This window comes from Sorangium sp. So ce296, assembly GCF_051529605.1.
In the GTDB taxonomy this organism is placed as follows: Bacteria; Myxococcota_A; Polyangia; order Polyangiales; family Polyangiaceae; genus Sorangium; species Sorangium cellulosum_D.
This window is the reverse complement of record NZ_CP150325.1, coordinates 9154844-9179884: the sequence shown is the minus strand read 5'-3', so window position 1 is coordinate 9179884 and position 25041 is coordinate 9154844. Positions and strand designations below refer to the sequence as shown.

At 72.5% G+C, this 25041-nt stretch carries 17 protein-coding genes; 7 read left to right on the top strand and 10 right to left on the bottom strand.

The features are described from left to right. Positions 1 to 131: 131 nt before the first annotated feature. The 5 genes from mtnC to WME98_RS34020 all read right to left on the bottom strand — a co-directional run bounded on the left by mtnC (position 132) and on the right by WME98_RS34020 (position 4420). A complete protein-coding gene (gene mtnC, locus WME98_RS34040; protein WP_437945851.1) occupies positions 132 to 851 on the bottom strand; it encodes an acireductone synthase in 720 nt (239 codons plus the stop codon). Next, positions 848 to 1390, bottom strand: coding sequence for a 1,2-dihydroxy-3-keto-5-methylthiopentene dioxygenase (locus WME98_RS34035; protein WP_020733945.1), 543 nt, complete (start codon positions 1388 to 1390; stop codon positions 848 to 850). Before WME98_RS34035 ends, mtnC begins: the two co-directional genes overlap by 4 nt. Next, positions 1387 to 2025, bottom strand: coding sequence for a methylthioribulose 1-phosphate dehydratase (locus WME98_RS34030; RefSeq protein WP_061628676.1), 639 nt, complete (start codon positions 2023 to 2025; stop codon positions 1387 to 1389). Before WME98_RS34030 ends, WME98_RS34035 begins: the two co-directional genes overlap by 4 nt. A gap of 134 nt (positions 2026 to 2159) precedes the next feature. After that, complete coding sequence (locus WME98_RS34025; protein ID WP_437945850.1) at positions 2160 to 3236, bottom strand: glycosyltransferase family 2 protein; 1077 nt, start codon at positions 3234 to 3236, stop codon at positions 2160 to 2162. A 428-nt stretch (positions 3237 to 3664) separates the two neighbouring features. Further along, the gene (locus WME98_RS34020; RefSeq protein WP_437945849.1) at positions 3665 to 4420 is read right to left on the bottom strand and encodes an SDR family oxidoreductase; all 756 of its coding nucleotides are present in this window, start codon (positions 4418 to 4420) and stop codon (positions 3665 to 3667) included. Positions 4421 to 4595: 175 nt separating this feature from the next. On the opposite strand from WME98_RS34020, the gene WME98_RS34015 reads away from it, so the two are divergent. Further along, positions 4596 to 5354 (top strand): AraC family transcriptional regulator, encoded by a 759-nt coding sequence (locus WME98_RS34015; RefSeq protein ID WP_437945848.1) that lies wholly within the window; start codon positions 4596 to 4598, stop codon positions 5352 to 5354. A gap of 245 nt (positions 5355 to 5599) precedes the next feature. On the opposite strand, the gene WME98_RS34010 is transcribed toward WME98_RS34015, so the two are convergent. From WME98_RS34010 to WME98_RS33995, 4 genes are all read right to left on the bottom strand, one after another. Continuing rightward, positions 5600 to 7021 carry an RICIN domain-containing protein gene (locus WME98_RS34010; RefSeq protein WP_437945847.1) on the bottom strand — a complete coding sequence of 474 codons (1422 nt, stop codon included), beginning with the start codon at positions 7019 to 7021 and terminating at the stop codon, positions 5600 to 5602. Positions 7022 to 7263: 242 nt separating this feature from the next. After that, a complete protein-coding gene (locus tag WME98_RS34005) occupies positions 7264 to 8793 on the bottom strand; it encodes an RICIN domain-containing protein (protein ID WP_437945846.1) in 1530 nt (509 codons plus the stop codon). 1087 nt (positions 8794 to 9880) lie between these two features. Next, complete coding sequence (locus WME98_RS34000) at positions 9881 to 11443, bottom strand: protein kinase domain-containing protein (protein ID WP_437945845.1); 1563 nt, start codon at positions 11441 to 11443, stop codon at positions 9881 to 9883. After that, positions 11440 to 13677 (bottom strand): FecR domain-containing protein, encoded by a 2238-nt coding sequence (locus tag WME98_RS33995; protein WP_437945844.1) that lies wholly within the window; start codon positions 13675 to 13677, stop codon positions 11440 to 11442. The genes WME98_RS34000 and WME98_RS33995 overlap by 4 nt, the downstream gene beginning before the upstream one ends. Before the next feature lie 266 nt (positions 13678 to 13943). Here WME98_RS33995 and WME98_RS33990 point away from each other — a divergent pair, with 266 nt between their 5' ends. Beyond that, positions 13944 to 15707: an OmpA family protein gene (locus tag WME98_RS33990; RefSeq protein WP_437945843.1), complete on the top strand. Its 1764-nt coding sequence runs from the start codon at positions 13944 to 13946 to the stop codon at positions 15705 to 15707. 176 nt (positions 15708 to 15883) lie between these two features. Then, positions 15884 to 17812, top strand: coding sequence for an adenylate/guanylate cyclase domain-containing protein (locus WME98_RS33985; protein ID WP_437945842.1), 1929 nt, complete (start codon positions 15884 to 15886; stop codon positions 17810 to 17812). A 28-nt stretch (positions 17813 to 17840) separates the two neighbouring features. Here WME98_RS33985 and WME98_RS33980 read toward each other — a convergent pair whose 3' ends face one another. Next, complete coding sequence (locus WME98_RS33980) at positions 17841 to 19121, bottom strand: serine hydrolase domain-containing protein (RefSeq protein WP_437945841.1); 1281 nt, start codon at positions 19119 to 19121, stop codon at positions 17841 to 17843. Positions 19122 to 20966: 1845 nt separating this feature from the next. On the opposite strand from WME98_RS33980, the gene WME98_RS33975 reads away from it, so the two are divergent. The 4 genes from WME98_RS33975 to WME98_RS33960 all read left to right on the top strand — a co-directional run bounded on the left by WME98_RS33975 (position 20967) and on the right by WME98_RS33960 (position 25008). After that, positions 20967 to 21422, top strand: coding sequence for a hypothetical protein (locus WME98_RS33975; protein ID WP_437945840.1), 456 nt, complete (start codon positions 20967 to 20969; stop codon positions 21420 to 21422). A 231-nt stretch (positions 21423 to 21653) separates the two neighbouring features. Continuing rightward, positions 21654 to 22049 (top strand): hypothetical protein, encoded by a 396-nt coding sequence (locus WME98_RS33970; protein ID WP_437945839.1) that lies wholly within the window; start codon positions 21654 to 21656, stop codon positions 22047 to 22049. A gap of 272 nt (positions 22050 to 22321) precedes the next feature. Then, the gene (locus tag WME98_RS33965) at positions 22322 to 23512 is read left to right on the top strand and encodes a cytochrome P450 (protein WP_437945838.1); all 1191 of its coding nucleotides are present in this window, start codon (positions 22322 to 22324) and stop codon (positions 23510 to 23512) included. A 257-nt stretch (positions 23513 to 23769) separates the two neighbouring features. Continuing rightward, on the top strand, positions 23770 to 25008 hold the full coding sequence (locus tag WME98_RS33960; RefSeq protein ID WP_437945837.1) for a hypothetical protein: 1239 nt from the start codon (positions 23770 to 23772) through the stop codon (positions 25006 to 25008). Positions 25009 to 25041 lie beyond the last annotated feature (33 nt).

Here is a 25041-nt window from a genome sequence, read left to right as displayed (position 1 = left end):
CCCCCGATCGCCTCACCCGTCCCCATGGCCATAGCCACCAAAAGGCGCGAGTTTGTGGGACCGCCCCGCCGCCCCCCGCCCGCGCCCCACGCCCTCCCCCGCTGGCTCCGCCGCAGCCGGCAGGGCCTCCGTCACCGTTGCCCCGGCTCCACCGCGATCTCGTCGAACCGCTCCGCCGCCGCGTGCCGGCTCCCCGGCTCCCGCGCCGTCCCCGGCCGGAGCAGCTGCACCGTGCGCATCCCCGCCGCTGCCGCCGCGTCGAGCTCCGCCGTCACGTCGGACAGGAACAGCACCTCTCCCGGCTGCACCCCGAGCGCCTCCGCGATCCGCTGGTAAGCGCCCGCCTCCCGCTTCGGCCCGGTCGTCGTATCGAAGAACGCCGTGAAGAGCCCTGTCAGGTCCCCCGATGTCGTGTGCTGGAACAGGAGCTTCTGTGCCTCGACCGACCCGGAGCTGAACACCGCGAGCGTCGCCCCGAGCTCCCGCCATCGCCGCAGCGCCGGCGCCACGTCCGCGTACACGTGGCTCCGGAGCCCGCCCGACTCGTAGGCGCCGCGCCAGATCTTCCCCTGCAGCGCCTTCAGCGACGTCTCCTTGCGATCCTCGTCGATCCACGCGCGCAGCGCCGCCGCGAGCTCGCCGTCGCTCACCGCCTCAGCGGGCGCGCCCCGCTCGCGCGCGACCGCGCTCCGGGCCGCCTCGACCTCCGGGCTCCCGGCGTGCGCCGACACGTACGCGGCCAGGTCCCGGCGCGCCACCGAGAACAGCGTCTCGTGGACGAAGCGCACGTCCGTCGTGGTCCCCTCGATGTCGACCAGCACCGCGCGCGCGGGGATCGACGCCGTGCTCACGCCGCGAGCCTCGGGAAGCGCGACGCGATGTCCGACCCGGTGTGCTCGGCGACCCACCCCCTCGGATCGGAGAACCACCGGATGCAGGTGAACGACGGCGCAGGCCCCATGTCGAACCAGTGCCGCGTCCCGGCCGGAACGCTGATGAGGTCGCCCTTCTCGACCAGGAACGAGAGCACGCGCTCCCCCTGATGGATGCAGAACAGCCCGCGCCCCTCGACGAAGAAGCGCGCCTCGTCCTCGGTGTGAATGTGCTCGTCGAGGAACTTCCGCCGGAGCTCCGCGTGGTTCGGCGTGCTCGGGGAGACCGAGATCACGTCCGCCGTGACGAACCCGCACGCCTCGGAGAGCTGCTTCACCGGGCCGGCGTACGCCTCGAGCACCTGCTCCGGCGACGCCGACGGCGGCAGCGGGCGCTCGGCCGACCAGCGCTCGAAGCGGATCTGCGACGCGGCGGCGACGCGGGCGATGTCCTCGAGCGTCGTGTATTCCTCGGCCTTCGTCGGATCGCTCTCCCGGTACACCCGCAGCAGGCTCATGAGATGCTCCCTTCCAGCAGCGCGCAGTCGAGCATGAACTCGAGCGCCTCGATGTGGCGGATCGTGTCCGCGATGTCCGCGCCCCAGGTGTAGAGCCCGTGGCCGGCGATGAGGTAGCCGTGCACCGGCGGGTGCGCCGACATGAACGCCTCGACGTCCTCGGCCAGCTTCCGGATGTCCTGCGTGTTGACGAAGACGGGGAGGAGCACCGCGCGGTCGTGCGTCGTCACGCCGGAGAGCGCCTTCGCCACCTCGTAGCCCGCGAGGGTCACGTATCCCTCCTGCGCGCACCGGCGCGAGAGCACCGTCGCGGCCCGCGAGTGGGTGTGCGCGACGGCGCCGATGGCGGCGGAGCGCCGGTAGAGCTGGCAGTGCAGCGCCGTCTCGGCCGACGGGCGGCTGGCGGACGGCCCGACCAGGCGGCCCTCGGCGTTGACGACCACGATGTCCGACGGGCCGAGCGCGCCCTTCGGCCGCCCGGACGCGGTGATCGCGACGGTGCCTTCGCCGAGCCGGGCGGAGAAGTTGCCGCTCGTGGCCGGCGTCCAGCCGCGCTCGTAGCACCAGCGGGACAGCTCGATGAGCTCGGCTGCGACCGAGGAGAACGAGGTCAACGACGTCCCGCGCGCGCTCACCGCGCGACCATACCAAAGCGAGCCCGGCCGATCAACGCGCCCCCCGGCGGCCCGAGCCGCGGAGTCCGGGACAGCCGCGCTCGGCGCGCGGCTGCCCCCGCGCGCCCCCGCGCGCCCCCGCGCGCCCTCGCGCGTCACGACGTCGGCAGGCGGCCCTCCGCGCGCCGTCCAGCGCGTTCGCGGGCGCCGCGGAGCAGGCCGGCCCAGAACCCGAGCCCGTGCGCCGCGTGCATTGCGGGGAAGATGGCGCAGAGCAAGGGGAAATCGCTGGGCGAGGCGCGCCGCGAGAGCCGGAGCGACTCCGCGATCACGAGCGCGGCGTACGCGAGCGACGCGAGCGCGAGCGCGGGTCGGACGGACGGCAGGAGGGCGGAAGCGAGGGCGAGCAGCGCGGCGGCGGTCACCAGGAAGAACGGCAGCATCGGCCGGAGCGACAGGAGCCTCCGGCGGCGGAGCAGGGTGCGGGCGCGCCCCTTGCCATAGGCGAAGTACTGCCGCGCGAGCGGCGGCAGGGACGATCGCGGGTAGTAGTACGCGACGATCTCCCGGGACAGGTAGACGGCGCCGCCGGCCTCGATGATGCGCTGGTTGAGCTCGGCGTCCTCGTTGGTGACCGCGTCCGGGTCGTAAAGGCCGGCGATCTCGAACGCCTCGCGCCGGAAGGCGCCGTTGAAGACCGACTCGACGAAGCCCTCGCGCGAGGGGTCGCGGTAGGCCGAGCCGCCGACGCCGAGCGGGCTCGAGAGCGCCGCGCAGAGCGCCCGCTGAAAGCGGTTCCGGTGGCGCGCCCGCGCGGCGCCGCCCGCGTTGAGGGCGCCGGTCCTCCGGAGCGCGGCGACCGACGCGGCCACGTAGTCTTCGGCGTACTCGGCGTGCGCGTCCATCCGGACGATCACGTCGCCTCGCGCTCGGCCAATGCCGATGTTCATCGCCGCGGCCTGGATCCGGGCGGGGTTGTGGAGGAGCGTCACCCGCGGCTCCTCCGCCGCGACCCGGCCGACGATCTCCCGTGTCCTGTCGCTCGAGCCGCCGTCGACCACGAAGATCTCGAGGAGCTCGGGAGGATAACGCTGCTTCAGGGCGCAGCGGAGGACGTCCTCGATGTAGCGCTCCTCGTTGTAACAGGGAATGACGATGCTGCACCGCGGCCGCTCGGCGAGCGGGCGCAGCGAGAGGCGGCCCGAGAGGGGCGCGCTCGCCGATCGATCCATGAACTCCCCCCGTCTCTCTCGGGTCGAACCGACCCGACGCTGGACTGTGCGAGAGGCGGATACAAGCGCGGGGCCAGGAGGCGCCGCGGGGCCGACCGGAGCAACCTGTGCGGCGCGGGAGGGCCGAAGACGCGGGTGAGCAGGCCGCTGGGCTCGGGCTGCACACCGGCGGGCGAGGTCTTGCGGAGCTGCCCGCTCGCGAAGGTCCCTCATCGCCATCGGCCTCACCACCGACGAGGCGGTGAAGGATTACCTCCGGGGACGGTTGGCGTCGCTACAGGAGGACTGACGCGCGCGGAGCGACGTCCTCTGGGCCGCGGTAGATCCAGGTGCGTAGTCCGACGGACGTGACGGCTCGTCCCGGAGCGACGCTCCGGCCAAGTCTGGCGTGACGTGGACCGGAGCGTCGCTGGCGCGCGCTCGTCTCCTCACCAGGGGAGCGGCCCTGCGTCGTCCGAGAAGGTGCCAGTCGGTCCATCGGGGCCGAGCAGCGCGAGCCGCACCGGCTGGCGCGCGCCTTCGGCGACGGTGCGTGTCCCGCTGTGGTTGTTGAGATCGGTCGCGACGTAGCCGGGGCACACCGCGTTGACCTTGATCGGGGTGCCGGCGAGCTCGTGCGCGAACGCGATCGTCACCGCGTTGAGCGCGCTCTTCGACGGGCTGTACGCGACGCCGCCGACGCCGCGGTACGGCGTGGCGGGATCGCTCATCACGGTCATCGAGCCGAGGCTGCTCGACACGTTGACGATCCGCCCGGCAGGCGCCTCTCGGAGGAGCGGCAGCATCGCCTGGGTCACGGCGATCACGCCGAACACGTTGGTCTCGAACACCTCGCGCACGTCGGCGAGCGAGGCCACGCTCGGCCTCCCGCTCCGGGAGATCTCCTCGACCGTGACCCCGCTCTGCGCGCTGCCCTTGGCGATGCCAGCGTTGTTGACGAGGACGTCGAGCCGGCCGAGCTCGCGGCGGATCCGCGCTGCGGCGGCCGCGATCGAGCCGGCGTTCGTGACGTCGATCGCGATCGCGCGCGCGTCGCCCGCGATCTGCTTCGCCGCGGCCTCGCCGCGCGCGAGGTCGCGCGCGCCGACGAGCACCGTGTAGCCGCGCGCCGCGAGCTCCTTCGCGATCGCGTGGCCGATACCTTTGTTGGCCCCCGTGACGAGGGCGACGGGTTTGTCGTTCATGTCCCCTGGATAGCGACCGCCGCGGGCGCTGCCTTGGCGATTCTTGGCCGGTCGAGAGGGCGCCAAGAACGCCCAAGCCGGCGGCCAAGAGCGCCCAAGCCGGCGGCCAAGAGCGCCCAAGCCGGCGGCCAAGAATGCCCAAGCCGAGGGGGCGCGGCGGTCGTAGAATGGGGGCGTGACGACCCGTGCCGACCTCCTTCCTGTCCCCGTGCCCGGCGTGCGCGCCACGCGCTGGTCGACCGACGAGCTCTACGCCGGCATGAAGGAAACGTACGCGATCGGTCGCATCGAGGCCGGGCGCTCGGAGTGGTGGAGCCGCGGGAAGGTGTGGAGCTGCGGCCCGGGCTCGCTGCAGATCCTGCAGCCCGGCGACGTGCACCGCGACGTCTCGCGCGACGGCCCGGGCACGGGCCAGTGCGTCGCGCTCTCGGCCCAGATGGTCGAGGGCGCGATCGGCAAGGTCTGCGTCCATACCCAGCTCGCCGCCGATGACGAGCGGGGCGCGGCGTTCCACCGCCTGCATCACGCGGTGCGCGCCGGCGCCGATCGTCTCGAGATCGAGGCCGCGGTCGCCGAGGCGATCGCCGCGCTCGCGGCGCTCGGTGACGCGCAGCGTGAGCACACGCGACCGGTGCGCCGCGCGATCGAGCTCCTGCGAGAGCGGCTCGCCGAGCCGGTGACGCTCGACGACCTCGCCGCGCACGCCGGCCTCGACAAGTACCACCTGAGCCGCGCGTTTCGCGCGCAGGTCGGCATGTCTCCGTACGCGTACCTGACGCGGCTGCGGATCATGCGCGCGAAGGAGATGCTCGCCGCCGGCGTGAAGCCGCGCGACATCGCCCCGAAGGTCGGCCTGTACGACCAGAGCCAGCTCAACCGGCACTTCCGGCGCATCGTCGGCACCACGCCCGGCCAGTACGCGCGCAGCGCCTAGAGCGGCGGGCACCCGCTTCGGATACGGGCCCATCTCGGCGTTTTCGGTGCTCAGCGCACTGGAGTGCGCCTGCGCGCCGAAAACGCCGATCTGGGCCCGTCTCCTGTGCGGGTGACCGCCGCTCTGCGAGCGTTCGGTGTACCAGTGGCGGTCACGAACCGCTGTAGAGGGTACCCCGACCCACATTGGCTCCCGTTCGCGGGTCAACCTCGGATGACCACCTTGCCAGTCGGCGGGGCGCGAGGTCAGAATTGCGAGAAGAAGTTCCAGATGGCCGAGCTCGCGAAGCTCGGCTGCTGGTGGTCACCGGCGAACTCGCAGCGGTGCACCGGGTAGCCCTCCCGGCACCCTTGATAGGCCACGCACGAGCTGGGGCCCACGGGGGTCGTCTCGGTGCTGCAGCCGTTCTTGCGCACGAAGACGTCGAGCGCCGCCCTTCCGGCCGAGATGGGGACGACGCTGTCGGACACGCCGTGCGACATCCAGACGGCGACGGGCTGGGTGTTGGACTGGTTGCAGCCGCTGTAGAGGGCGCCGGACATCGGCGCGATGGCTCGGAAGACGTCGGGCATGTCACAGCCGAGCGCGTTCGACATCATCCCCCCGAAGCTCCACCCGGTCGAGAAGACGCGGCTCTTGTCGACGCACAGGTTGGCTTCGAGGTGGTCGACCATGGCGCGGGCAAAGGCGATGTCGCGCCCGTTCGTGTTGGCCCAGCCGTTGTCGATGCCGTTCGGAGAGACGAAGATGGCGCTGCCGTTCGCCAGCGCCTTGAGCCCATAGTACCCGTTGTTCACGACGTCATTGGCCGATCCGCCGCGCCAGTGCCAGCCGAACACCAGCCGATACGCCTTGTTCGGGTCGTAGTTCGCCGGAATGTCGAGCACGTACTGGCGCGTGGTCCCGTTGACGTTGATGGTGCGGTTACCGCTGGCGAGGGAGGTGGGAATGCCGCAGCCGGCGCTGCGCGTGCCGCCGGTGCTGCCGCCACCACCGGAGCCGCCGCCGCCGCCGGAGCCGCCGCTGCCGCCGGAGCCGCCGCTGCCGCCGCTGCCGCCGCTGCCGCTGGTGCTGCTGGTGCTGCTGGTGCTGCCGGTCCCCGAGCCCACGGGCGTGAGCCGGAATTGCTGATTGGTGCCGCCGTTCGACGCCCATTGGATCACGGCGGTGCCGTCCGCGGTGCCGCGGCCGTAGACGTCCAGGGACTTGCCGCTGTGGCGCGCGGTGATGCGCACGACGCCGCTGGCGACGTCCGTGAACGACCACTGCTGGTTTTGCCCCGTCCAGCAGGAGTATTGCTGGACGGCGGCGCCGTCGCCGGTGGAGGCGCCCGTGACGTCCATGCACCGGTTGCTGTTGACGTTGCGGATGCGATAGTAGCCGCCGCCCGCCGACTCCATGCGGAACTGTTGCCGCGTCGAGCCGTTGCAGCTGGCGATCTGGATGGCCGCTCCATCAGCGGTGCTGCCTCCAGCCACCTGCACGCATTTCCCGCTCTGGACGCCGACGATCGTGTAGACCGCGTTCGTATCGACCGTGATGGCGCCCTCGAGCGAGCCTTGCTCCTCGATCTCGGCGTCGTACGCCCCGTCGGGGCCGACGACGCACGACACGGCGAGGACGCCCGTCGCCGCCGCAATCAAGCCCTGCTTGGTTCCGAACCTCATCTTGTCCTCCTCGTCCTGTCAAGGATGTGAAACTGCCATCTTCTCACTGCTCGACGCTGCCCTCGCGTGGGTCGGGGTCGCTCGCCGCGTGCTCAAGGCTCCCGAGCGGGCCGCCGCGTCGGCCACTGCCGCTGCGGATGAACGTAGAGACGCGCGCAGGGTGGATCGGTTCGCTCTGCGCGCGCCAGGGTCGGTCGAACCGCCTTGCTCCTCGGAGCAAGGCGGTTCGAGAGCGAGCCACTCTAGGGCAGATTGGCAGAAGAGATCTGCCAGGTCCTGTCGGTGCAGAAGCGGCAGCTCGGGCCGACGAGCATGCCCTTGCCGGTGGCCGATTCGTCGCCCTTGAGCCACCAGTTGAGCCACGCCAGGTTGACCTGAGTGAACTCGCCGCCGTTCCGGGCCCACAGGTCGCCCCCGTGATCCGCGCCGACCTTGGCGAACATCATGACCGGGATATCACCCAGGGCGGCGATGTTCTGGAAGTCCCTCGCGCCGTTCTGGTTCGCGCCCAGGCTATCCGCCGTGCCGGTGACGATCAACACGGGCGTGTGGATCGAGTTGTAGAACGACTGATTCGCCGAGAAGGAGCCGCTGCTCGTGTGTCCCCAGGTCGTCATCCTGGGATCTGCAGCGGTCCCCGCCGCCATCAAGCCGCCGCAGGAGAAGCCGTTCGCGGCGACCTTCGTGGTCTCGATCTTCTGGTAGTAGGCGCTGCAAGGCTTCTCATTCTGGGCGATCACCCAGTCGACGTAGCCGCGCAGCACCTCGCCTCCGCTCCCGAGGTCGCGGTTGGGCTGCGTGTTTCCCGGTGTCCCGTCCGCCACCACGAAGTAGCCATGCGAGGCAATTTCGGCCATGGCCGCTTGATTCGCGAGCCCGTCTCGCGAGCATCCGCCCTGCCCCCAGACGAAGATCGGATACTTGGTGGCTCCGCTGAGATCCGCCGGACGGAAGATGGTGCCCTGGTTGATGCCCGGGTCTGCATTCGTCTCGACGATCACCTGATGAGGGCCGCTCCCCGACACGTTTCGACCAGCCGGTCGCGACGCGGTGCACGTGCCGCCGGTGCCACCCCCGCCGCCGGTGCCGCCCCCTGCGCCGGTGCCGCCGCTGCCGCCGCTGCCGCCGCTGCCGCCGCTGCCGCCGCTGCCGCCGCTGCCGCCGCTGCCGCCGCTGCCGCTGGTGCTGCTGGTGCTGCCGGTCCCCGAGCCCACGGGCGTGAGCCGGAATTGCTGATTGGTGCCGCCGTTCGACGCCCATTGGATCACGGCGGTGCCGTCCGCGGTGCCGCGGCCGTAGACGTCCAGGGACTTGCCGCTGTGGCGCGCGGTGATGCGCACGACGCCGCTGGCGACGTCCGTGAACGACCACTGCTGGTTTTGCCCCGTCCAGCAGGAGTATTGCTGGACGGCGGCGCCGTCGCCGGTGGAGGCGCCCGTGACGTCCATGCACCGGTTGCTGTTGACGTTGCGGATGCGATAGTAGCCGCCGCCCGCCGATTCCATGCGGAACTGTTGCCGCGTCGAGCCGTTGCAGCTGGCGATCTGCATGGCCGCTGCATCAGCGGTGCTGCCCCCAGCCACCTGCACGCATTTCCCGCTCTGGACGCCGACGATCGTGTAGACCGCGTTCGTATCGACCGTGATGGCGCCCTCGAGCGAGCCGTTCTCCTCGATCTCGGCGTCGTACGCCCCCTCGGGGCCGACGACGCACGACACGGCGAGGACGCCCGCTGCCGCCGCAAGCAAGCTCTGCTTGGTTCCGAATCTCATCCCGTTCTCCTCGTCCCGTTAAGTAAGTAAAACTGGAATCTTCTCACTGCTCAGCGCTGCCCTTGCGTGGGTCGGGGTCGCTCGCCGCGTGCTCAAGGCTCCCGAGCGGGCCGCCGCGCTGGCCATTGCCGCGCAGAGTGGATAAGTTCATCTCGCGTGCGCCAGGCAACGCGATGAGGGTATCTATTGTTCCGGGCTGGCAGGCCCGTCAAGCCGATTGTGCATCGCGAGCGGGCCTGATCCTCATAAAGGTGCGATAAGCTCAGATGCGGAGTCATGATGGCAACTCGACGCCGACATGGGGCCGAGTGCTCGACAGGCGCGAGCGTCAGGCGCGCGAATCTCGTGCGAATCTGGTGCGAATCTCGTCGGAAATCGCCTGCGACCAGCGGGCCGCGCCGGCCGCGCTCGGCATGCGAGCGCGCTCGAAAAGCTGTGGTGAGATGGACGGCTGGCGTCGCCGTACGACACGACCAGACGTTGATGGTGCAGCCCCCTGGAGAGGCCTGCTGCTGGACGGGATACGCCGGGTCGATCCCGGGGTTCCCGCCGCTGCCCGCTGCACCGAGGTCCCACCACGGCTGGGATCGTTGGTGCAACCAGGATCGCCACTGGCCAGGACCTCGATCCCAGCCGCGAGCGACATGACCGATCGCTACTTCATGACCGTCTCCTGGATGCGCATGACGGCCCTTCCGGAGCAAAGCAAAAGCATGATGACCGCTCGGCAGTGTGAGCGTTCACATGCGGGATGTCAACGTCGATCGACCAGCCCGCCGCTCGGCGATCGAGGCACGCGCTGCTGTGAGCATTCACAAATTCACCCAGCCAGCGCGCCCGCTTGCTGAGCCCGGCACGCATCCAGCTCTCCCCTGCTTCCGCGCTCAGCGTGGGCCCCGGTCACTACTCGGCATAGGCATTTGCGGGACCATGCTGCACGAGGAGAGACCGCAAGGGCGCGAGAGGCGCAAGAGGCGCAAGGGGACAGAGATGGAATTTTATTCTTCTCCTCCCCGCGCCCCTTGCGCCCTCGCGGTCCTCTTCTCCATGAATCGATGCTTTGCCGAATTTCGGCATGATCGGCGCACTAGCGCCCGCGGCGCACCACCCGCGCGATCTTGCGCGACAGCACGTCCGGCGCGACCGGGTAGCGGACCACGTCCGCGGCGCCCGCAGCGACGAGCGCGTTCATCCGGTCCGAGGAGAGCCCCGCCGCGCACACGACGGCCCGCACGCCGGGCGCCGCGCGGCCGAGCGCCTCCAGCAGCGCGCACGCCGCCTCCACGTCCGCGCCCGCGTCGATCACGGCCACCCCGAGCCCCGACTCGACGAGCGCGGCGGCGCCGGCCACCTCGGTGAGGTGGATCCGCTGCGCGTCGAGCCCGATCTCGCACGCCTCGCTGAGCCCCTGGCCCGCCGGCGCGAGCCGGATCAGCCCGACGGCGCGCTCCGGCACGGGCGCCAGCGCCGCCGTCTCGCCGAGCGGCCAGGGCGGCGCGCGCTCGCCCCGCTCCCCGAGCGGCACGTCCGCCTTGCGCTCGGGCAGCCGGCGCGCCTCCGCCTCCCGCGACATCGCCTCGTCGAGCCGCGCCCGCGCCGCCGCGGCGCTCTCCGGCCGCCGCTCCGGCAGCTTCGCCAGCAGGTCCAGCCGGAGCCGCTCCAGGAGCGGCGGGACCGGCGGCGCCCCGGGCGGTCGAGCCAGCGGCGGCGGGATCGAGAACATGTGCATCGCCATGAGCTCGATCGCCGGCAGACCGGTGAACGGCGGTGACCCCTGCAAGAGCACGGTGAGAATACAGCCGCACGCGTAGAGATCGGTGCTCGGGCCCACGGCGAGCGAGCGGCACTGCTCGGGGCTCATGTACTCCGGCGTGCCCGCGACCATGTCGTTCGAGGTGAGCGTCGGGCCGGCGTCGAGCGGGTCGTCGAGGTGCGCCAGGCCGAAGTCGACGACCTTGGCGACGCGCTGCCCGTCCAGCTCGGCCAAGAGCACGTTCTCCGGCTTGAGATCGCGGTGCACGATGCCGCACGCGTGCGCGGCGCCCACGCCGTCGAGGATGTCCCCGAAGATCTCCGCCACCTCCGCGAGGTCCAGGAGCGCGCGCGACGCCCGGAGCCGCGCGGCGAGCGACTGCCCCTTGAGCAGCTCCATCACGAGGTAGATCTGCCCGTCCTCGTCGTCCTCGTCGCCCCCGAGGTCGAGCACCTTGACCACGTTCCGGTGCACGAGGCGCGAGGCGGCGCGCGCCTCGCGGAAGAACCGCCGCCGGCTCTCCGGGAGCAGCGCGATGTGCGGGTGCATCGTCTTGACCGCGACCGGGACGCCGAGCAGGACGTGCTCCGCCTCGTAGACCTCCCCCATCCCGCCGGCGCCGAGCAGCCGCACGAGGTTGTACTTGCCGCCGAGGACCCGCCCGACGCCGGCCCGCTGCGGCGGGCCGGCCTCCGGCACGTCCGAGGGGAGCGTCTCCGCGTCGGCCATGCGGCCGGTGCGCTGGTGCGGGTCGGGCACGAGCTGGGTGCCCGGCGCGCGCGCGCCCTTCAGCACGGTGCGGCCGGGGTCCGCGTCCGGCGGCCGGCGCGCGTCCCCGTCCGGCGGCCGGCGCGTGTCCCCGTCCGGCGGCCGGCGCGCGCCGTCGCCGCCGCTCACGGCGGCGCCTCGCGGAAGCCCACCGCGATCTGCGCCGTGACCGGGCCCTCGCCCGCCTCGCGCCACGGGCTCACCCGCACCGACAGCGCCCCGAACAGCGCGCCGCCCGCCTCCGCGCCCGCCGACAGCCCGCCGAGCACGTCGTTCGCCCCATCGTCCCGGTGGACGAGGTGCAGATCCAGCGCGCCGTGCAGCCGGAGCCACGGCGCAGCGTCGGCCGCCGCGCCCGCCAGCAGGAAGCCCTGCGACGGCGGCGCGATCGGCGCGCCGCCGCCCTCCTCGCCGCCCGCCGCGCCGCCCTCGCCGCCCGCAGCGCCCTCCCCGCCGCCCCCCGCGCGGATGCGGAGGCCCGCGTCGACCACCCACGTGAGCCGGCCCGCCGCGCCGCCGAGCGCGACCCCGGGCTCGATGCGGACCGGCGGGCCCCCGTCGGCCAGGGGCACGCCCAGGCGGAGCGTGGGGCCGAGCTCGAGCGCCGAGCGGTCGAGGCGCACGGCCCGGAAGCGCGCGCCGAGCCAGCCGGCGCTGCCCACCCCCTCGCCGCCGCCGGCGGGGTTCGAGCGCAGCGCGGCGTCGAGCCCCAGCGGCCCGACGGCGCCGCTCGCGCGCACCTGCCCCGCCGCGACCCAGCCGCCCCCGGCGCGCACCGCGGCCGCGCCCACGGCCACCACGGCGGGCGGCGTGGGCCCGAGCCAGAGCGCGTCCGCCGCCGCGGTCACCGGCAGGAGCGGGAGGTACGCGCCCAGCACGGGCGCCGCCGGCGGCGCCGGGACCGCAGCGCGCGCCGGCCCCGGCTCGGCCGGCAGCTCGACGTCGCTCGTGCCGAGCACGCCGCCGCGGCCGTCCGCGACGTCGAGCCGGACGCGCAGCGGCGCGCCGGGGCGCGTCGCCTCCGGGGGCAGCGGGATCCGCGCGGTCAGCGCGCCGCCCCGCGCGCCGCCGGTCAGCGCGGCGGAGCGCGCCCCGCCCGGCAGGTGGGCGACGATCCGCGGCGCCACCCGCCGCGCGACGTCGACCCCCGCGACCCCGTCGAGCGCCACCCGGGCCTCGAGCGCCTGCCCGCCCGCGGTCGCCACGCGCGCCGCCTGGATCGACGCGCCCACCGCCGTGTACCGGACCGGGAGCGACGTCACCGCGTCGGGCCGACGCTCCGCCGCGGCGCTGCCCCGCTCGCGCAGCCGCAGCTCGCGCGGGGCGCGCTGGAGGAGGTCGATGCGCTCGGGGACGGGGCCGAACGGCCCGTCGTCGAGCGAGAGCTCGAGCGCGGGCGACGGCGTGAGCTCGACGATCCCGTACGGGTTCGCGGTGATCTCCCGCGCCGCCGGGGCGACGCCCCCGGAGACGCGCGCGGCGACGAGGTGGAACCGGCGCACCGCGCCGACGCCCAGGTACTCTTCCCGATCGATGACCCTTACCCGGAGGAAATAGGCGCCGGCCGGCATCTTCTCCGCGCGGAAGGACACGACGTCCGGCTTCACCTCCTCGCGGACGACGAGGTCGTTGAGCTCCGGGTCGCGCGCGACCTCGACGCGGTAGCCGGCCGCCCCGGGCGCCGGCTTCCACGACGCCGACAGGACGCCGAGCCCCGCCGGGGCGAGCGCGATCGGCGCGACGTCCGCGGTCGTCCACTCGGGCGGCGGCGGCAGCGGCCGCGGGCGCGCGGGCGGCGCCCTGTCCGAGAAGCGGGTGCCATGGTCCTTCGGGACCACGACGGAGACGCCGCCCGAGCTGACCCCCGCCTTGCCGTCGAACACCGCGACCGTCGTCCGCTCCCCGCGCCGCTGCACCACGGTGTCCCGCGACGACGCGCTCACCCGGCCGCCCCCGCCCGTGGCGACCTCGACCGACTGGCCGCGCAGCGCGGCGAGCGCGGCCTTCACCTCGCCGTCCGCGAGCTCCACGGCCGCGGGCGGCGTCTTCGATACCCGCGTTCGGCTCGCCGTACCGTAGATGACGACGAGCGTATTGGGCGCGAGCAGCACCCGAGTCCGATCCACAAACTCGATGTCTGCCCGCCCCTCATCGAGCGTGTTGACGCTCGAGTTCGCGACGAGGGGCATCCCCGGCGCCGCGGGCGCCCACGCGCCGCCCGCCGCCCGCGCGCGCACGTCCGGGTGCATCGACCGGATCTTCGCGTCGGGGATGGACGTCACCTCGGCGGGGAGCACCAGCGTGAGGCCCTCCGCGAGCGCCGTGCCCGGGCCGCACGCGACGCGGTTATATCGCTGGATCAACCCAACATGCCTGGACGAGCCGTAGAGGACCTCTGCGATGTGGTCGCACGTCTCTCCGCGCTGCACGCCCCATTGGATGACCGCCTCTGGATATCCCGGCGTCGGCTCTTTGGCGCTCGACGCGCCGACGTAACCAACGTGGCTGGCACAGCCGAGGAGCACCGCGATAGCGACGGACTGGCCACTTGACGATGCCACGCCCGGCGCACGCTACCGGATCGAGATCGGCGTTGCAAGAGACCAGGCAATGGGATACGAGCAGACCGATGGCGTTTTGGTCGGCGCGCGCCATCGCGCCCCTCCTGGCCTCCCCGCTGCTCGTCGCGGCCGCCTCGGCTTCCATGCCGGCCGCGGCGCAGGAGGCCACCGCGCTCGACAGGCTCGCTCCCGCGCCCGCGGGCGACGGGCTAACCACTGTCCCTTCTGCCGGCGTATCGGGCGAGCTCCGGCCGGCGGTCGGACTGCTGTTTTCCTATTCTCATCAACCGCTCAGCCTGCGCGGGACGGCGCCCGCCGGCGCGGTCGCGTGGGTGGACCGGCAGGCGATCCTCCATGCGCTCGCGAGCGTGGAGCTCTTCGGGCGGGTCAAGCTCGACCTCGACGCGCCGTTCGTGCTGGATCAGGGCGGCGCGTCCGGCGCGCTGGGGGACGTCCGCGTCACGGCGCCCGGCGGCGGCGCCGCGCTCGCCGATCTCCAGGTGGGCGGCCGGGTGGCGCTCCTGCCGCAGGAGGGGCTCTGGCCGGCGGCGGCGCTCGGGCTCTCGGTCTGGCTGCCGACCGGCGACGCGGCCTTCGCCGGCGCGGGCGCCGCGCGCTACGCGCCGCGGGTGATCGTGGGGGCGGAGCATCCGGGCTTCCGCTGGTCGGCCGCGGCGGGGGGCCGGTTCCAGCCGGCCTCGGCGGACAGCCTGACGGGGAGCGAGGTGTTCTTCGCCGCGGGCGCCGGCGTCCGCAAGGGCCCGCTGCAGCTCGGGTCGGAGCTCTCCGTGTGGGCGGCCGCCGGCGAGGCGTCGGCGCTCCGGGTGCCGGGCCGCGCGGGGGCGGAGCTCCTGCTCACCGCGCGCTGGTCGCTCGGCCCGCTCACGCTGGACGCCGGCGCCGGCCCCGGCTTCGGGCGGCTGCCCGGCACGCCCAAGGCGCGCTTCTTCGCGGCGATCGGCGTCGCCGCGGACGCCCTGCCGGCGCCGTCCTCGGCCGCGCCTCGGGCCCCCGCGGGCGCGCCTGCGGCCGCGGACGGCGGCCGCGGCGCCGCGCGCGCGCCGGCTCCGGCCGCCGATCTCGACGGGGACTCGGTCCCCGACGCGGAGGACGCGTGCCCCCGGGTCATCGGCGAGGCGCGTCCGCCGGCCGCGGCGGCCGGGGCCCGGCAGGCGTTCCGGCGCGGTTGCCCGGCGGATCGGGACGACGACGGGATCTACGACGTCGACGATCGCTGCCCGGACGAGCCGGGGGTGAGCAGCGCCGCGGCCGACGGCGCGCCCGGGGGCGCGGGGGCCCGGCCGACGTCGAGGCACGGCTGCCCTGCGGACACCGACGGCGACGGCATCCCCAACGCGGTGGACGCCTGCCCCTACGAGCGCGGAAAGCCGAGCGAGGACCGCGCGACGCACGGCTGCCCGTTCGCGGTGCGCATCGAGGGCTCGCAGATCGTCATCCTGCAGCAGGTCCAGTTCCCGACCGGCAGGGCCGAGATCGAGCCGGAGAGCTTCGAGCTGCTCGCCGAGGTCGCGGCGGTCCTCGAGGAGCACCCCGAGATCGCCCGGGTCGCGGTCGACGGCCACACGGACAACCAGGGCACCGACCAGGGGAACCTGCGGCTCTCGCAGCGCCGCGCGCTCGCCGTGGTCGCGTGGCTGACCGCGCACGGCATCGACGCCCGCCGCCTCGAGGCGCGCGGCTTCGGCGCGCGCCGGCCCCTCGCCGACAACCGCACCCCCGACGGCCGGGCCAGGAACCGCCGGGTGGAGTTCCAGATCCGCAAGCGCACGGACGAGGGCGCGGCCGGCTGGAAGGACGGCCCCCTTGAGTAACCGGGCGCGCCGCGGGGCGTGCGGCGCGGCGAGCCGCGGCCGAGCCGTGGTCAGATTTGAACATGAAGGCGGGAAGGCGGGAAGAAAACATCAATGATCTTCCCGCCTTCCCGCCTTCATGTGGACACTCTCTGGGCAAAGTCGACCACCACCCGGGCGCGCGCCGGGGGCGCCGCGTGAGGGCGCTCTCGCTCAAGGCGAAGGCGATCGCGCTGTTCGCGGGGATCGCGCTCGTCCCCGTGGCCGTCGCCGTCACGCTCCTCGCCGACGTGAACCGGCGCGCCGTGCGGACGTCCGAGGAGGCCTTGCAGGCGGCGATCCTCTCCGAGGTGGCCTCGGTCTCGATCCAGCTCGTCCGGGATGTCGAGAGCGACGTCGTCGCGGCGGCGGCCATCTTCGGTCACGCCGCGGGCGGCGCGATCCGCGACGAGGATGCGGTCGCGTCGGTGCGCGCCCTCGTCGCGACGCGCGCGCTTGTCGACGCGGTGCGGCTCGAGGTGCCCGACGCGGGGATCGGCACCGTGATCCGCAAGGCCTCGTCCGGCGCGGACGTCCCCGCGGCGCCGGCCGCGCTGCGCCGGCTCGCGGACGAGCGCGGGGTCGGCTTCGGCGTGGTCGGTCCGGCGCGGGGCCTCCTCGTGGCCCGCGTGCGGTCCTCCGGCGGGGCGGGCGCGGCCGGCGCGGCGCCCGCCGGCGCGGCCGACGCGCCCGCCGGCGCGGCCGACGCGCCCGCCGGCGCGGCCGACGCGCCCGCCGGCGCGGCCGACGCGCCCGCCGGCGCGGCCGATGCGCCCGCCGGCGCGGCCGACGCGCCCGCCGGCGCGGCGCCGCCTTCCCCGGCCGGCCCTGCCGGCTACGTGGTCGCGGAGGTGGCGCTCGACGCGCTCGGGCGCGACCTCGCGGCGATCGCCGCGCGCCGCTTCGGCGGCCGCGAGGTGCGCCTGCTCATCGCGGGCCACGATCGCCGGGCGATCGCGGCGTTCGGCGTGCCGGGCGCGGCGCCGGGCGCCGACGTCTCGGCCCTGCCGCTCTGGGGCAAGCTCCCGCCGGGCGCGGTGTGGACCGACAAGATCAGCGTGCTCGGCCCGCACGACGAGGGCGGCCAGCGGATGATCGGCGCCATCGAGACGCTCCCCGACCTCGGCTGGGCGGTCGCGATCTGGCGCCCGGAGCCGGTGGCCTTCGCCGCGCTCGACGAGATGCGGCGCCGCGGCCTCGGGGTCGCCGCGGGCGCGCTCGCCCTCGCGCTCGTCCTCGCGGTCTTCACCGCCCGCCACGTGACGCGCCCGGTCCTCCACCTCGTCGCGCAGGCGCGGCTCATCGGCGCCCGGCGCTGGCGCGAGATCGCGCTCGGCGACGGGCTCCGCGGGCGGCGCGACGAGATCGGCGAGCTCGCCGCCTCGCTCGGCCGCATGGCCGCGGATCTCGAGCAGGGCGAGGCCGAGATCGCGCGGGAGGCGAAGCTCCGCGGCGATCTCGGCCGGTTCATGGACAAGGCCGTCGTCGACGCGATCGTGCGGGGCGAGCACCCGCTCGCGCTCGGCGGCAAGCGGGCGGCGGTGTCGGTGCTCTTCGCCGACGTTGTCGGCTTCACGCCGCTCGCCGAGTCGCGCGACGCCGAGCGCATGGTCGCCCTCCTCAACGAGCTCTTCTCGATGCTCACCGAGATCGTGTTCCGGCACGGGGGCACGGTCGACAAGTTCATCGGCGACTGCATCATGGCCGTCTGGGGCGCCCCGCTCGCGCAGGCGGATCACGCGCGGCGCGCGCTCGCGGCCGCGGAGGACATGATGCGCTTCCTCGAGACGGCGAACGAGGAGTGGCGCGAGCGATACGACGTCGAGGTCCGCCTCGGCATCGGCGTGAACTCCGGAGAGGCGATCGTGGGCAACGTCGGCTCCGACAAGCGGATGGAGTACACGGTGATCGGCGACGTGGTGAACGTCGCCTCGCGGCTCGAGGCGATCGCGGCGCCGAACCAGGTGCTGGTCTCGGAGGCCACCCGGTCCCTCGCCGGCGACGCCTTCCCCCTGCGCGCGCTGGGCGAGCGCAACCTCACCGGGCGCAAGACGACCACGGCCGTCTACGCGCTCGACCCGGACTGACCGCCCGCCCGGCGCGCCCGCGGGGCGCTCAGCCGTGCACCGCGTTGATGATGCCGTCGAAGAACTCGGCGCAGCCGATGGCGTCGAGCATCCGGCTCCAGCCGATGTCGTCGAACGGCTGCGGCAGGCCGTGGTTGGTCAAGAGGACGCCGATGATCTCGAGATCCGGATCCACCCACACGAACGTCCCGGCGCCGCCCGCCTTGCCGTACGCGCGCGGCGACAGGCGCATGCCGCCGTTCGAGAAGCGCCTCGTCCAGAGCTCCCAGCCGAGGCCCTTCGGGGTGAAGAGCAGGTTGTTGATGGGCGAGGTGTCGGTCGCCGCCGCCGTCACCTGGGGCGTGTTGTTCTTCTTCATCTTTCGCACGAGGTCGGGCCGTAGGACCTCGGCGCCGCCGTAGGCGCCCCCGTTCATGATCATCTGGCAGAACACCGCGATGTCCATCGCCGTGGAGAAGACGCCGTCACACCCGGTGACGCCGCCCAGCGCGAAGTCCTGCTCGTCCTGCACCTCGCCGCGGACGACGTAGCCCCGGAGGGGCGAGTACCCCGTGGCCGCGATGCGCTCGAGCAGCCCCGGCGGCGGGTTGTACATCGTGTCGTTCATGCCGAGAGGCTCCCAGATCCGGGCGCGCGCGACGGCGTCCAGATCGTCCCCCGCGGCGGCCTCGATCATGCGCCCGAGGAGGCGGTACGTGAGATCGCTGTAGAGCACCGACGTGCCCGTCGCGTACTCGAGCGGCGTCTCGGCCATGATGCGCCACGCGGTCTCGTCGTCCGGCTCGTCCAGGCACTGGTTGTCCATCGGCAGGCCGGCCGAGTAACGGAGCATGTCGTAGACGGAGATGCCCCCCTTTCCGTTGGCGGCGAACTCCGGCAGGTAGCTGGCCACCGGATCGCTCAGCTCGATCACCCCCTCCTGCACGAGCGCGAGCGCCGAGGCGGCCGTCGAGAGCACCTTGGTCATCGATTGCAGGTCGAAGATCGTGTCGAGCGTCACCGGCTCGTCCGCGCCGGCGACCTTGCTCCCGAAGGCCCGGTGCCCCACGACGACCCCGTTCCGCGCGACCAGCGCGGTGGCGCCGGGGAACAGGCCCTCGCTCACCCGGCGTTGAATCCGTGCGAACACGTCCTCGAGCCGTTCGGAGCTCATGCTCACGTCCTCGGGCTGCCCCGGGGTGAGCCTGGTGCAGGTGGCGCCTCTCCACGGGTCCGAGCCGAGCGCGGGCGCCGCGGCGGCGACCGCGGCGAGCTGGGTCATCCCTTGCAAGAAGTGCCTGCGGTTGAACGCTCGTCGTTGATCGATCATGGCTCTTCCCAACCTTGCTTTCGTAAGGAACGAATGGTTCCACGGTGTCGCCTCGGCGGCGCCGGGCGCATTCGACGTGGGCGTCTGTCGCGAGGAGTCGCAATTTACACGCCAGCGTTGCCTGTTTTCTTCCCCTCCTGCTGCATCGCCGACGAGATCGACTATCTCGCTGCCTTTTCAGCCGAGCGGCTGGGCGCGTCTCTGCCATTTGGGTTGGCACGGCGGCAATCGAAGCGCAATCGATTGCGGGATGACGCAAGCCGATGTGCGCTCCCCGCGACATCCAGGACGCCCCTGGAGGAGCGTGGACGAATGGACAGCACGTTTTCGACCGCGCTTCGAGGCGACGGCGGACACCGCGTTCGGGCGGCGCTCCACGGGCGCGCATCGCCTCCGGGCGGCGCGCCCGAGCGGCTGGATCGACGAGGACGGCGCCTCTCGAGGTGCGCCCAGCGACGTCAGGCGGCCAGCGCGAGAGGAGGCATCCGCGCGAGCCGGGTCGAGGGCCGCCCCACGATCTGCCCGTTACCCCATCTGCCGCCCATTCGCCGGCTCCGATTTGTCTCCTGCCAAACAGCTCTCGAAGGTCCAGTGGATCGTTTAGAGAGCAGCATTACGGATTCGATGCGATCGCAGGATACCGACGTAGCTTCCCTGTCGCGACGCCGCCGGGCGCCGCGATACCCTCTATTGCTTCTCACCTCGGGACGGGCGGGTAGCCCGCGCGCACCGAGCGCGCGGCCCCCGGGCCGGCGGTGCGCCAGGATCGGTCCGCACCAGCGACCGTCGGTGCTCCGCGGTCGAGTCTGCATGCCCCGGCATGCACCTGCGGGCCGCGGCATGCACCTGCGGGCCACGGCATGCACCTGCGGGCCACGGCATGCACCTGCAGGCACTGGCATGCACCTGCCGGCACTGGCATGCACCTGCAGGCCCGGGCATGCACCTGCGGGCCCGGGCATGCACCTGCGGGCCCGGGCATGCGCCTGCAGGCTCCAGCATGCGGCACCCGCGGAGACACGACCGCAGAGGAGGGTCCGGTTACCGCTCCTGGCGGATGTCGAGACGACCGCTCAGTCCGCCCTTCGCGCGGCTACCGCCCGATTTCTCGGCGAAAGCCGCTCGCGCCGCACGACGCTCGCTCGGCGCGGCGCGGGCGTCATCACCCTGGATGAGCTCGCCAGCGGATGACGGGACGGGCAGAGGCGGTATGAAACTGACCACCCCCGCGGCCGGGCAGCATCGACGCATCGTCCCATCCCTTGCGCGGGCAAAACTAAATTGATATCATATGAGCTCGAAATAGACAACGACAGAAGCGCACTACGCCAGAGAGCCCACGCGGCTCCACGTAGCCTGTTGTGTCTTGTCTCATTGTCACAGCCCCAGTGAGGCACCTTTGTCGTCCGGGCGACAGAGCCACTGAACTCTTTCATGGTTCTGCTGTCCTGACACCGATTCTGGGGTTGGCATCAACCGTGAATAGGCTCCAGCGCGAGGGCCGAACGGCTCTGCAAGTGGAGCGCACAAACTCCGGGACGGCATGAGCGAACCTTGATTTCGCGGCGCGCAGGGCTGTTCGCAGCAGCGCGCCGCGCGGGAGGGCTCCTTTAAGGAGCCCGCTCGGTACAACATGGCTGCATCGAGACCGGCGCGAGAGCGCCGGCTGGCGACCACAGGTCGAGATCGATCCAAGCGGACGTGCACCCGACGGACGGGGCCACCCGAGCGCGCGATCGATCACCCATGACTGGCACCCGTGACTGGCTCATGACGAACCGGTGTTTTGCGCGCGTTGAACGGTCAAACCAAAACAAGAACCTGTCACCACGAGGATAAACCAACATGAAGTCGATCAAGTCTCGCGTTCTCTCTGGCGTCGCCGCTGCTCTCGTTGCCCTCAGCATGTCGACCGCCGCGCTGGCGAGCTATCAGACGCCGACCAAGTCCGACCTTCCGGACTACAGCAACGTGGCCGCCGGGCTCGTGGCCGTCGCCGCCCAGCTCACGGATGTCCTGGATCTGAACGATGAGGTCATCGACATCGACAGCATCAAGATCGTGTACCTCGACGACATCCTCAACGACGCGGAGATCGACGTCGTGGACGATACGCTGAACAACCTCATCCTGAACCTCCAGATCCTGAACCTGCAGAACGTGCTGAAGGACGTCGATGTCGCCAACGGGATCAAGATCGGCGACGTCCTCAGCAACAACGATGTCGACGTGAGCGATGTCGTCGCCGTCAAGGTCTTCGACGTCGATGGCGTCAAGAAGCTGCTCGTGTTCTGCAAGTAGGTGACCGCGCGACGCGGCGCGGGGCGCTGACAGTACGAAAGAAAGAGCGACCCGAGCCGCCCGAGCGCACGATCGATGGGTTGAAACCGTAAAAGGCCACCAGCGATCAACCTGTACCGCAAACGAAACAAAAGCAACCAAAACGAACCACTTCAAAGGACAAGAACAACCATGAAGTCGATCAAGTCTCGCGTTCTCTCTGGCGTCGCCGCTGCTCTCGTTGCCCTCAGCATGTCGACCGCCGCGCTGGCGAGCTATCAGACGCCGACCAAGTCCGACCTTCCGGACTACGGCAACGTGGCCGCCGGGCTCGTGGCCGTCGCCGCCCAGCTCACGGATGTCCTGGATCTGAACGATGAGGTCATCGACATCGACAGCATCAAGATCGTGTACCTCGACGACATCCTCAACGACGCGGAGATCGACGTCGTGGACGATACGCTGAACAACCTCATCCTGAACCTCCAGATCCTGAACCTGCAGAACGTGCTGAAGGACGTCGATGTCGCCAACGGGATCAAGATCGGCGACGTCCTCAGCAACAACGATGTCGACGTGAGCGATGTCGTCGCCGTCAAGGTCTTCGACGTCGATGGCGTCAAGAAGCTGCTCGTGTTCTGCAAGTAGGTGACCGTGCGACGCGGCGCGGAGCGCTGACAGCACGAGAGAACGAAGCCCGGGAGGCGCGAAGCCCTCCCGGGCTTCGCTCGGTCAACATGACCGACCACCAGGTCATCTTGACCGGCTGCGCGGCGCTCCGTCCCGCGCGACGGCCGCAAAATCCGGCGATCGCGGCCTGGCCTCCGGGGTGCTCTCGGGTGCCCCCGTGGTCCGCTCGCCCGCGCCGCCCTCGGTCCTCGAGCGCGCTGCCCGGCCGAGGGGCCCGGGAGGCAACCGCGATGCATCATCGGATGGACGTGCTCTCGCCCGCGTTTCGCGCCGACCCGTATCCCTGGTACGCCGAGCTGCGCCGCGCGGCGCCGGTCTGCCAGGTCGAGCCCGGCGGAATGTGGGCCGTGAGCCGGTACGAGGACGTGCTCTTCGTCCTCAGGAACCCGGAGCTCTTCTCGTCGCACGGCTTCAAGGCCGCGTGGCAGCCGCCCTGGGTGGGGTACAACCCGCTCGCCAACTCGATGCTCGCCCTGGATCCGCCGGCGCACACGCGCCTCCGCGGGCTCATCCACCGGGCGTTCGGGGCGCGCACCGTGGCCCGCCTCGCGCCGCGCGTCCGCGCCGTCGCCGAGGAGCTCGCGAGCGGCCTCGCGGGAGAGCTCGACGTCGTCGAGGCGCTCGCGATGCCGCTCCCGGCCTTCGTCATCGGCGAGGTGCTCGGGCTCGACCACGGGCTCCGCCGGCACTTCAAGCGCTGGGCCGACGACATCCTCTCGGTCACGCCCGGCCCGGAGCCCCCCGCGCACGCCGAGCGCGTCCGGACGACGATCGCCGAGCTGACGGGGTACCTGTGCGACGTCGTCGCGGCGCGCCGCCGCGCCCCGGCGGACGACACCGTGAGCGACCTGATCCGCGCCGAGGCCGACGGACAGGCGCTGACGGACACCGAGATCGTCGACTTCCTCGTCTTGCTCCTGCTCGGGGGGCTCGAGACGACAACCCACCTGCTCGGCAACGCGCTCCTCTTCCTCGCCGATCATCCGGAGATGCTGCGGCGCCTGCGCGACGCGCCCGACCTCGTGCCGCTCTTCCTCGAAGAGGTGCTCCGGTACGACGGTCCGAGCCAGTCCGTGCCCCGGCTGACGACCCGGGAGGTGGAGCTCGCCGGGGCGACGCTGCCGCCGGGGGCGCTCGTGCTCGCGCTCGTCGCATCGGCCAACCGCGACGAGCGGCAGTACCCCGAGCCGGATCGGTTCGACCTGCACCGCGGCTCTCACGGAGGGCTCCAGTTCGGGAACGGCATCCACTTCTGCATCGGCGCGGCGCTGGCCCGCATGGAGGCCCGCGCGGCGCTGGAAGCGCTGATCGCGCGCTTCGCCCGGATCGAGCGCTGCCCCGGGGAGATCGTCTACAACCGCACCCTCACCGTGCGCGGCCCGGTTGCCTTGCCGCTGCGGTTCGTCGCCGGGCCGGCGTGAGGCGCGGCAAGTTGACCAGACCAACGCGCCGGGAGGCGCAGGGCGCGTCACCCGCTCTCTCCGGCCGCGGCAAAAGGGCCCTGCCGCGCCTGCCATCTTGACAGAGGTCGCGCTCGCGCTATCCTCGCCACACCGGTCCGGAACAGGATCCGTCATTCCACCGACCGCCGAGTCATGACGGGCCGCGCAAGCGCCAGGCGACGATAGACGCAGAGACGTCCCCGTGCCGCACAGGCCGGGGATGACGAGGTCGCGCCATGCGAAAGGCGGAAATCGACGCCCTGGTGCGCGCGCATCGGGGCCGTGCCCGTCCCGTCGCCTTCTTTCATGTGCTCCGCCAGCCGGTGCTCGAGCCGGACGATCATGCCTTCTTGTCCGAGCACATCGAGGAGCTCGGGACATCCGATCTCCTGCGCTGGAGGGCGCGGTGCGAGAGCGGCTTCAGCGGGCCGGTGATTCAGCAGCTCGCCCGGCTCGCGATCCGGGATCCGGCGCACTTCCAGCACGAGGTGCTGGGCGTGCCGCGGCTCACGCTCGCTGAGGAGGAGTGGATCGAGCTGTCGGATCTCGTGCGCGGCAAGGTCCCGGCGGCGATCTACGAGCGCGTGCTCGCGCGCTGCCGGCGCGAGCCCGTCCAGTGGCCCTCGGAGTTCGTCCTCTCGCCGAAGGTCCGCAGTGAGCCGCTCCTCGACGGCGACGAGCTCGACGGCCTCGCCGAGCGCCCGGCGCTGCGCGATCTGCCGGTCGCGAAGATCCTCGCGGCGCGGCGGGCGGGGTTGCTGTCGCTCGACGACGGCGCGCTGGCCGCGCTGGCGATGGAGCGCGCGCGCGGCTCGGACGAGGACTGGAGCGCCCATATCCGCCGTTTTCCTGCCGTGCTCCGGGACGCGATCCTCGAGAAGGCGCGGCGGACGCCGCGGGGGTCGGAGCGGGCGAACCTGCTCGTCTGGCTGGAGGCGCACGGGGTGGCGCGGGCCGCGCTGCTCGACATCGCGCTCGGGTCGATCCGGGCGGGGAGCGACGCGTATGCCGTGCTCCCCTGGCTCGCGCGCCAGCTGACGACGCGGGCCGCCTGGGACAAGCACGGTCTGGAGACGCTCTCTGCGCTGATGTCGCGGCGCGCCTTCTCGGAGATAGGCGAGCTCGTGACGCTCGCGTGGAGCGAGGCCGGCCAGGGCGGCAAGGAGGTCTCGCGCGGCTTCCTGGAGGCGATCCAGGTCGCCTTCGCGCTGGTCCTGCTCGGGATGGCGCGCGAGGCGCTCGCGGCGGGCCACCAGGAAGGCGCGACGGCGGCGCTGTCGGCGCTCGCGTGCCTCGACCCGCCGTCGCGGGTGAGCCGCGCGGTCCACGAGCTCCGGCGGATCCCGGGCGCGAGCCAGGACGTCGCGGAGCTCATCGCGGTGAACGAGCGGCTGGTGAAGCACAGCGACGCGCGCGACGCCTCCCTCGAGGGGTTCGTGGCCGCGCTCCACGCGATCGCCGACGCGTCCTGCTGAGCGCCGCCGGCGCCGCCCCGGTCGCCGCCGCGA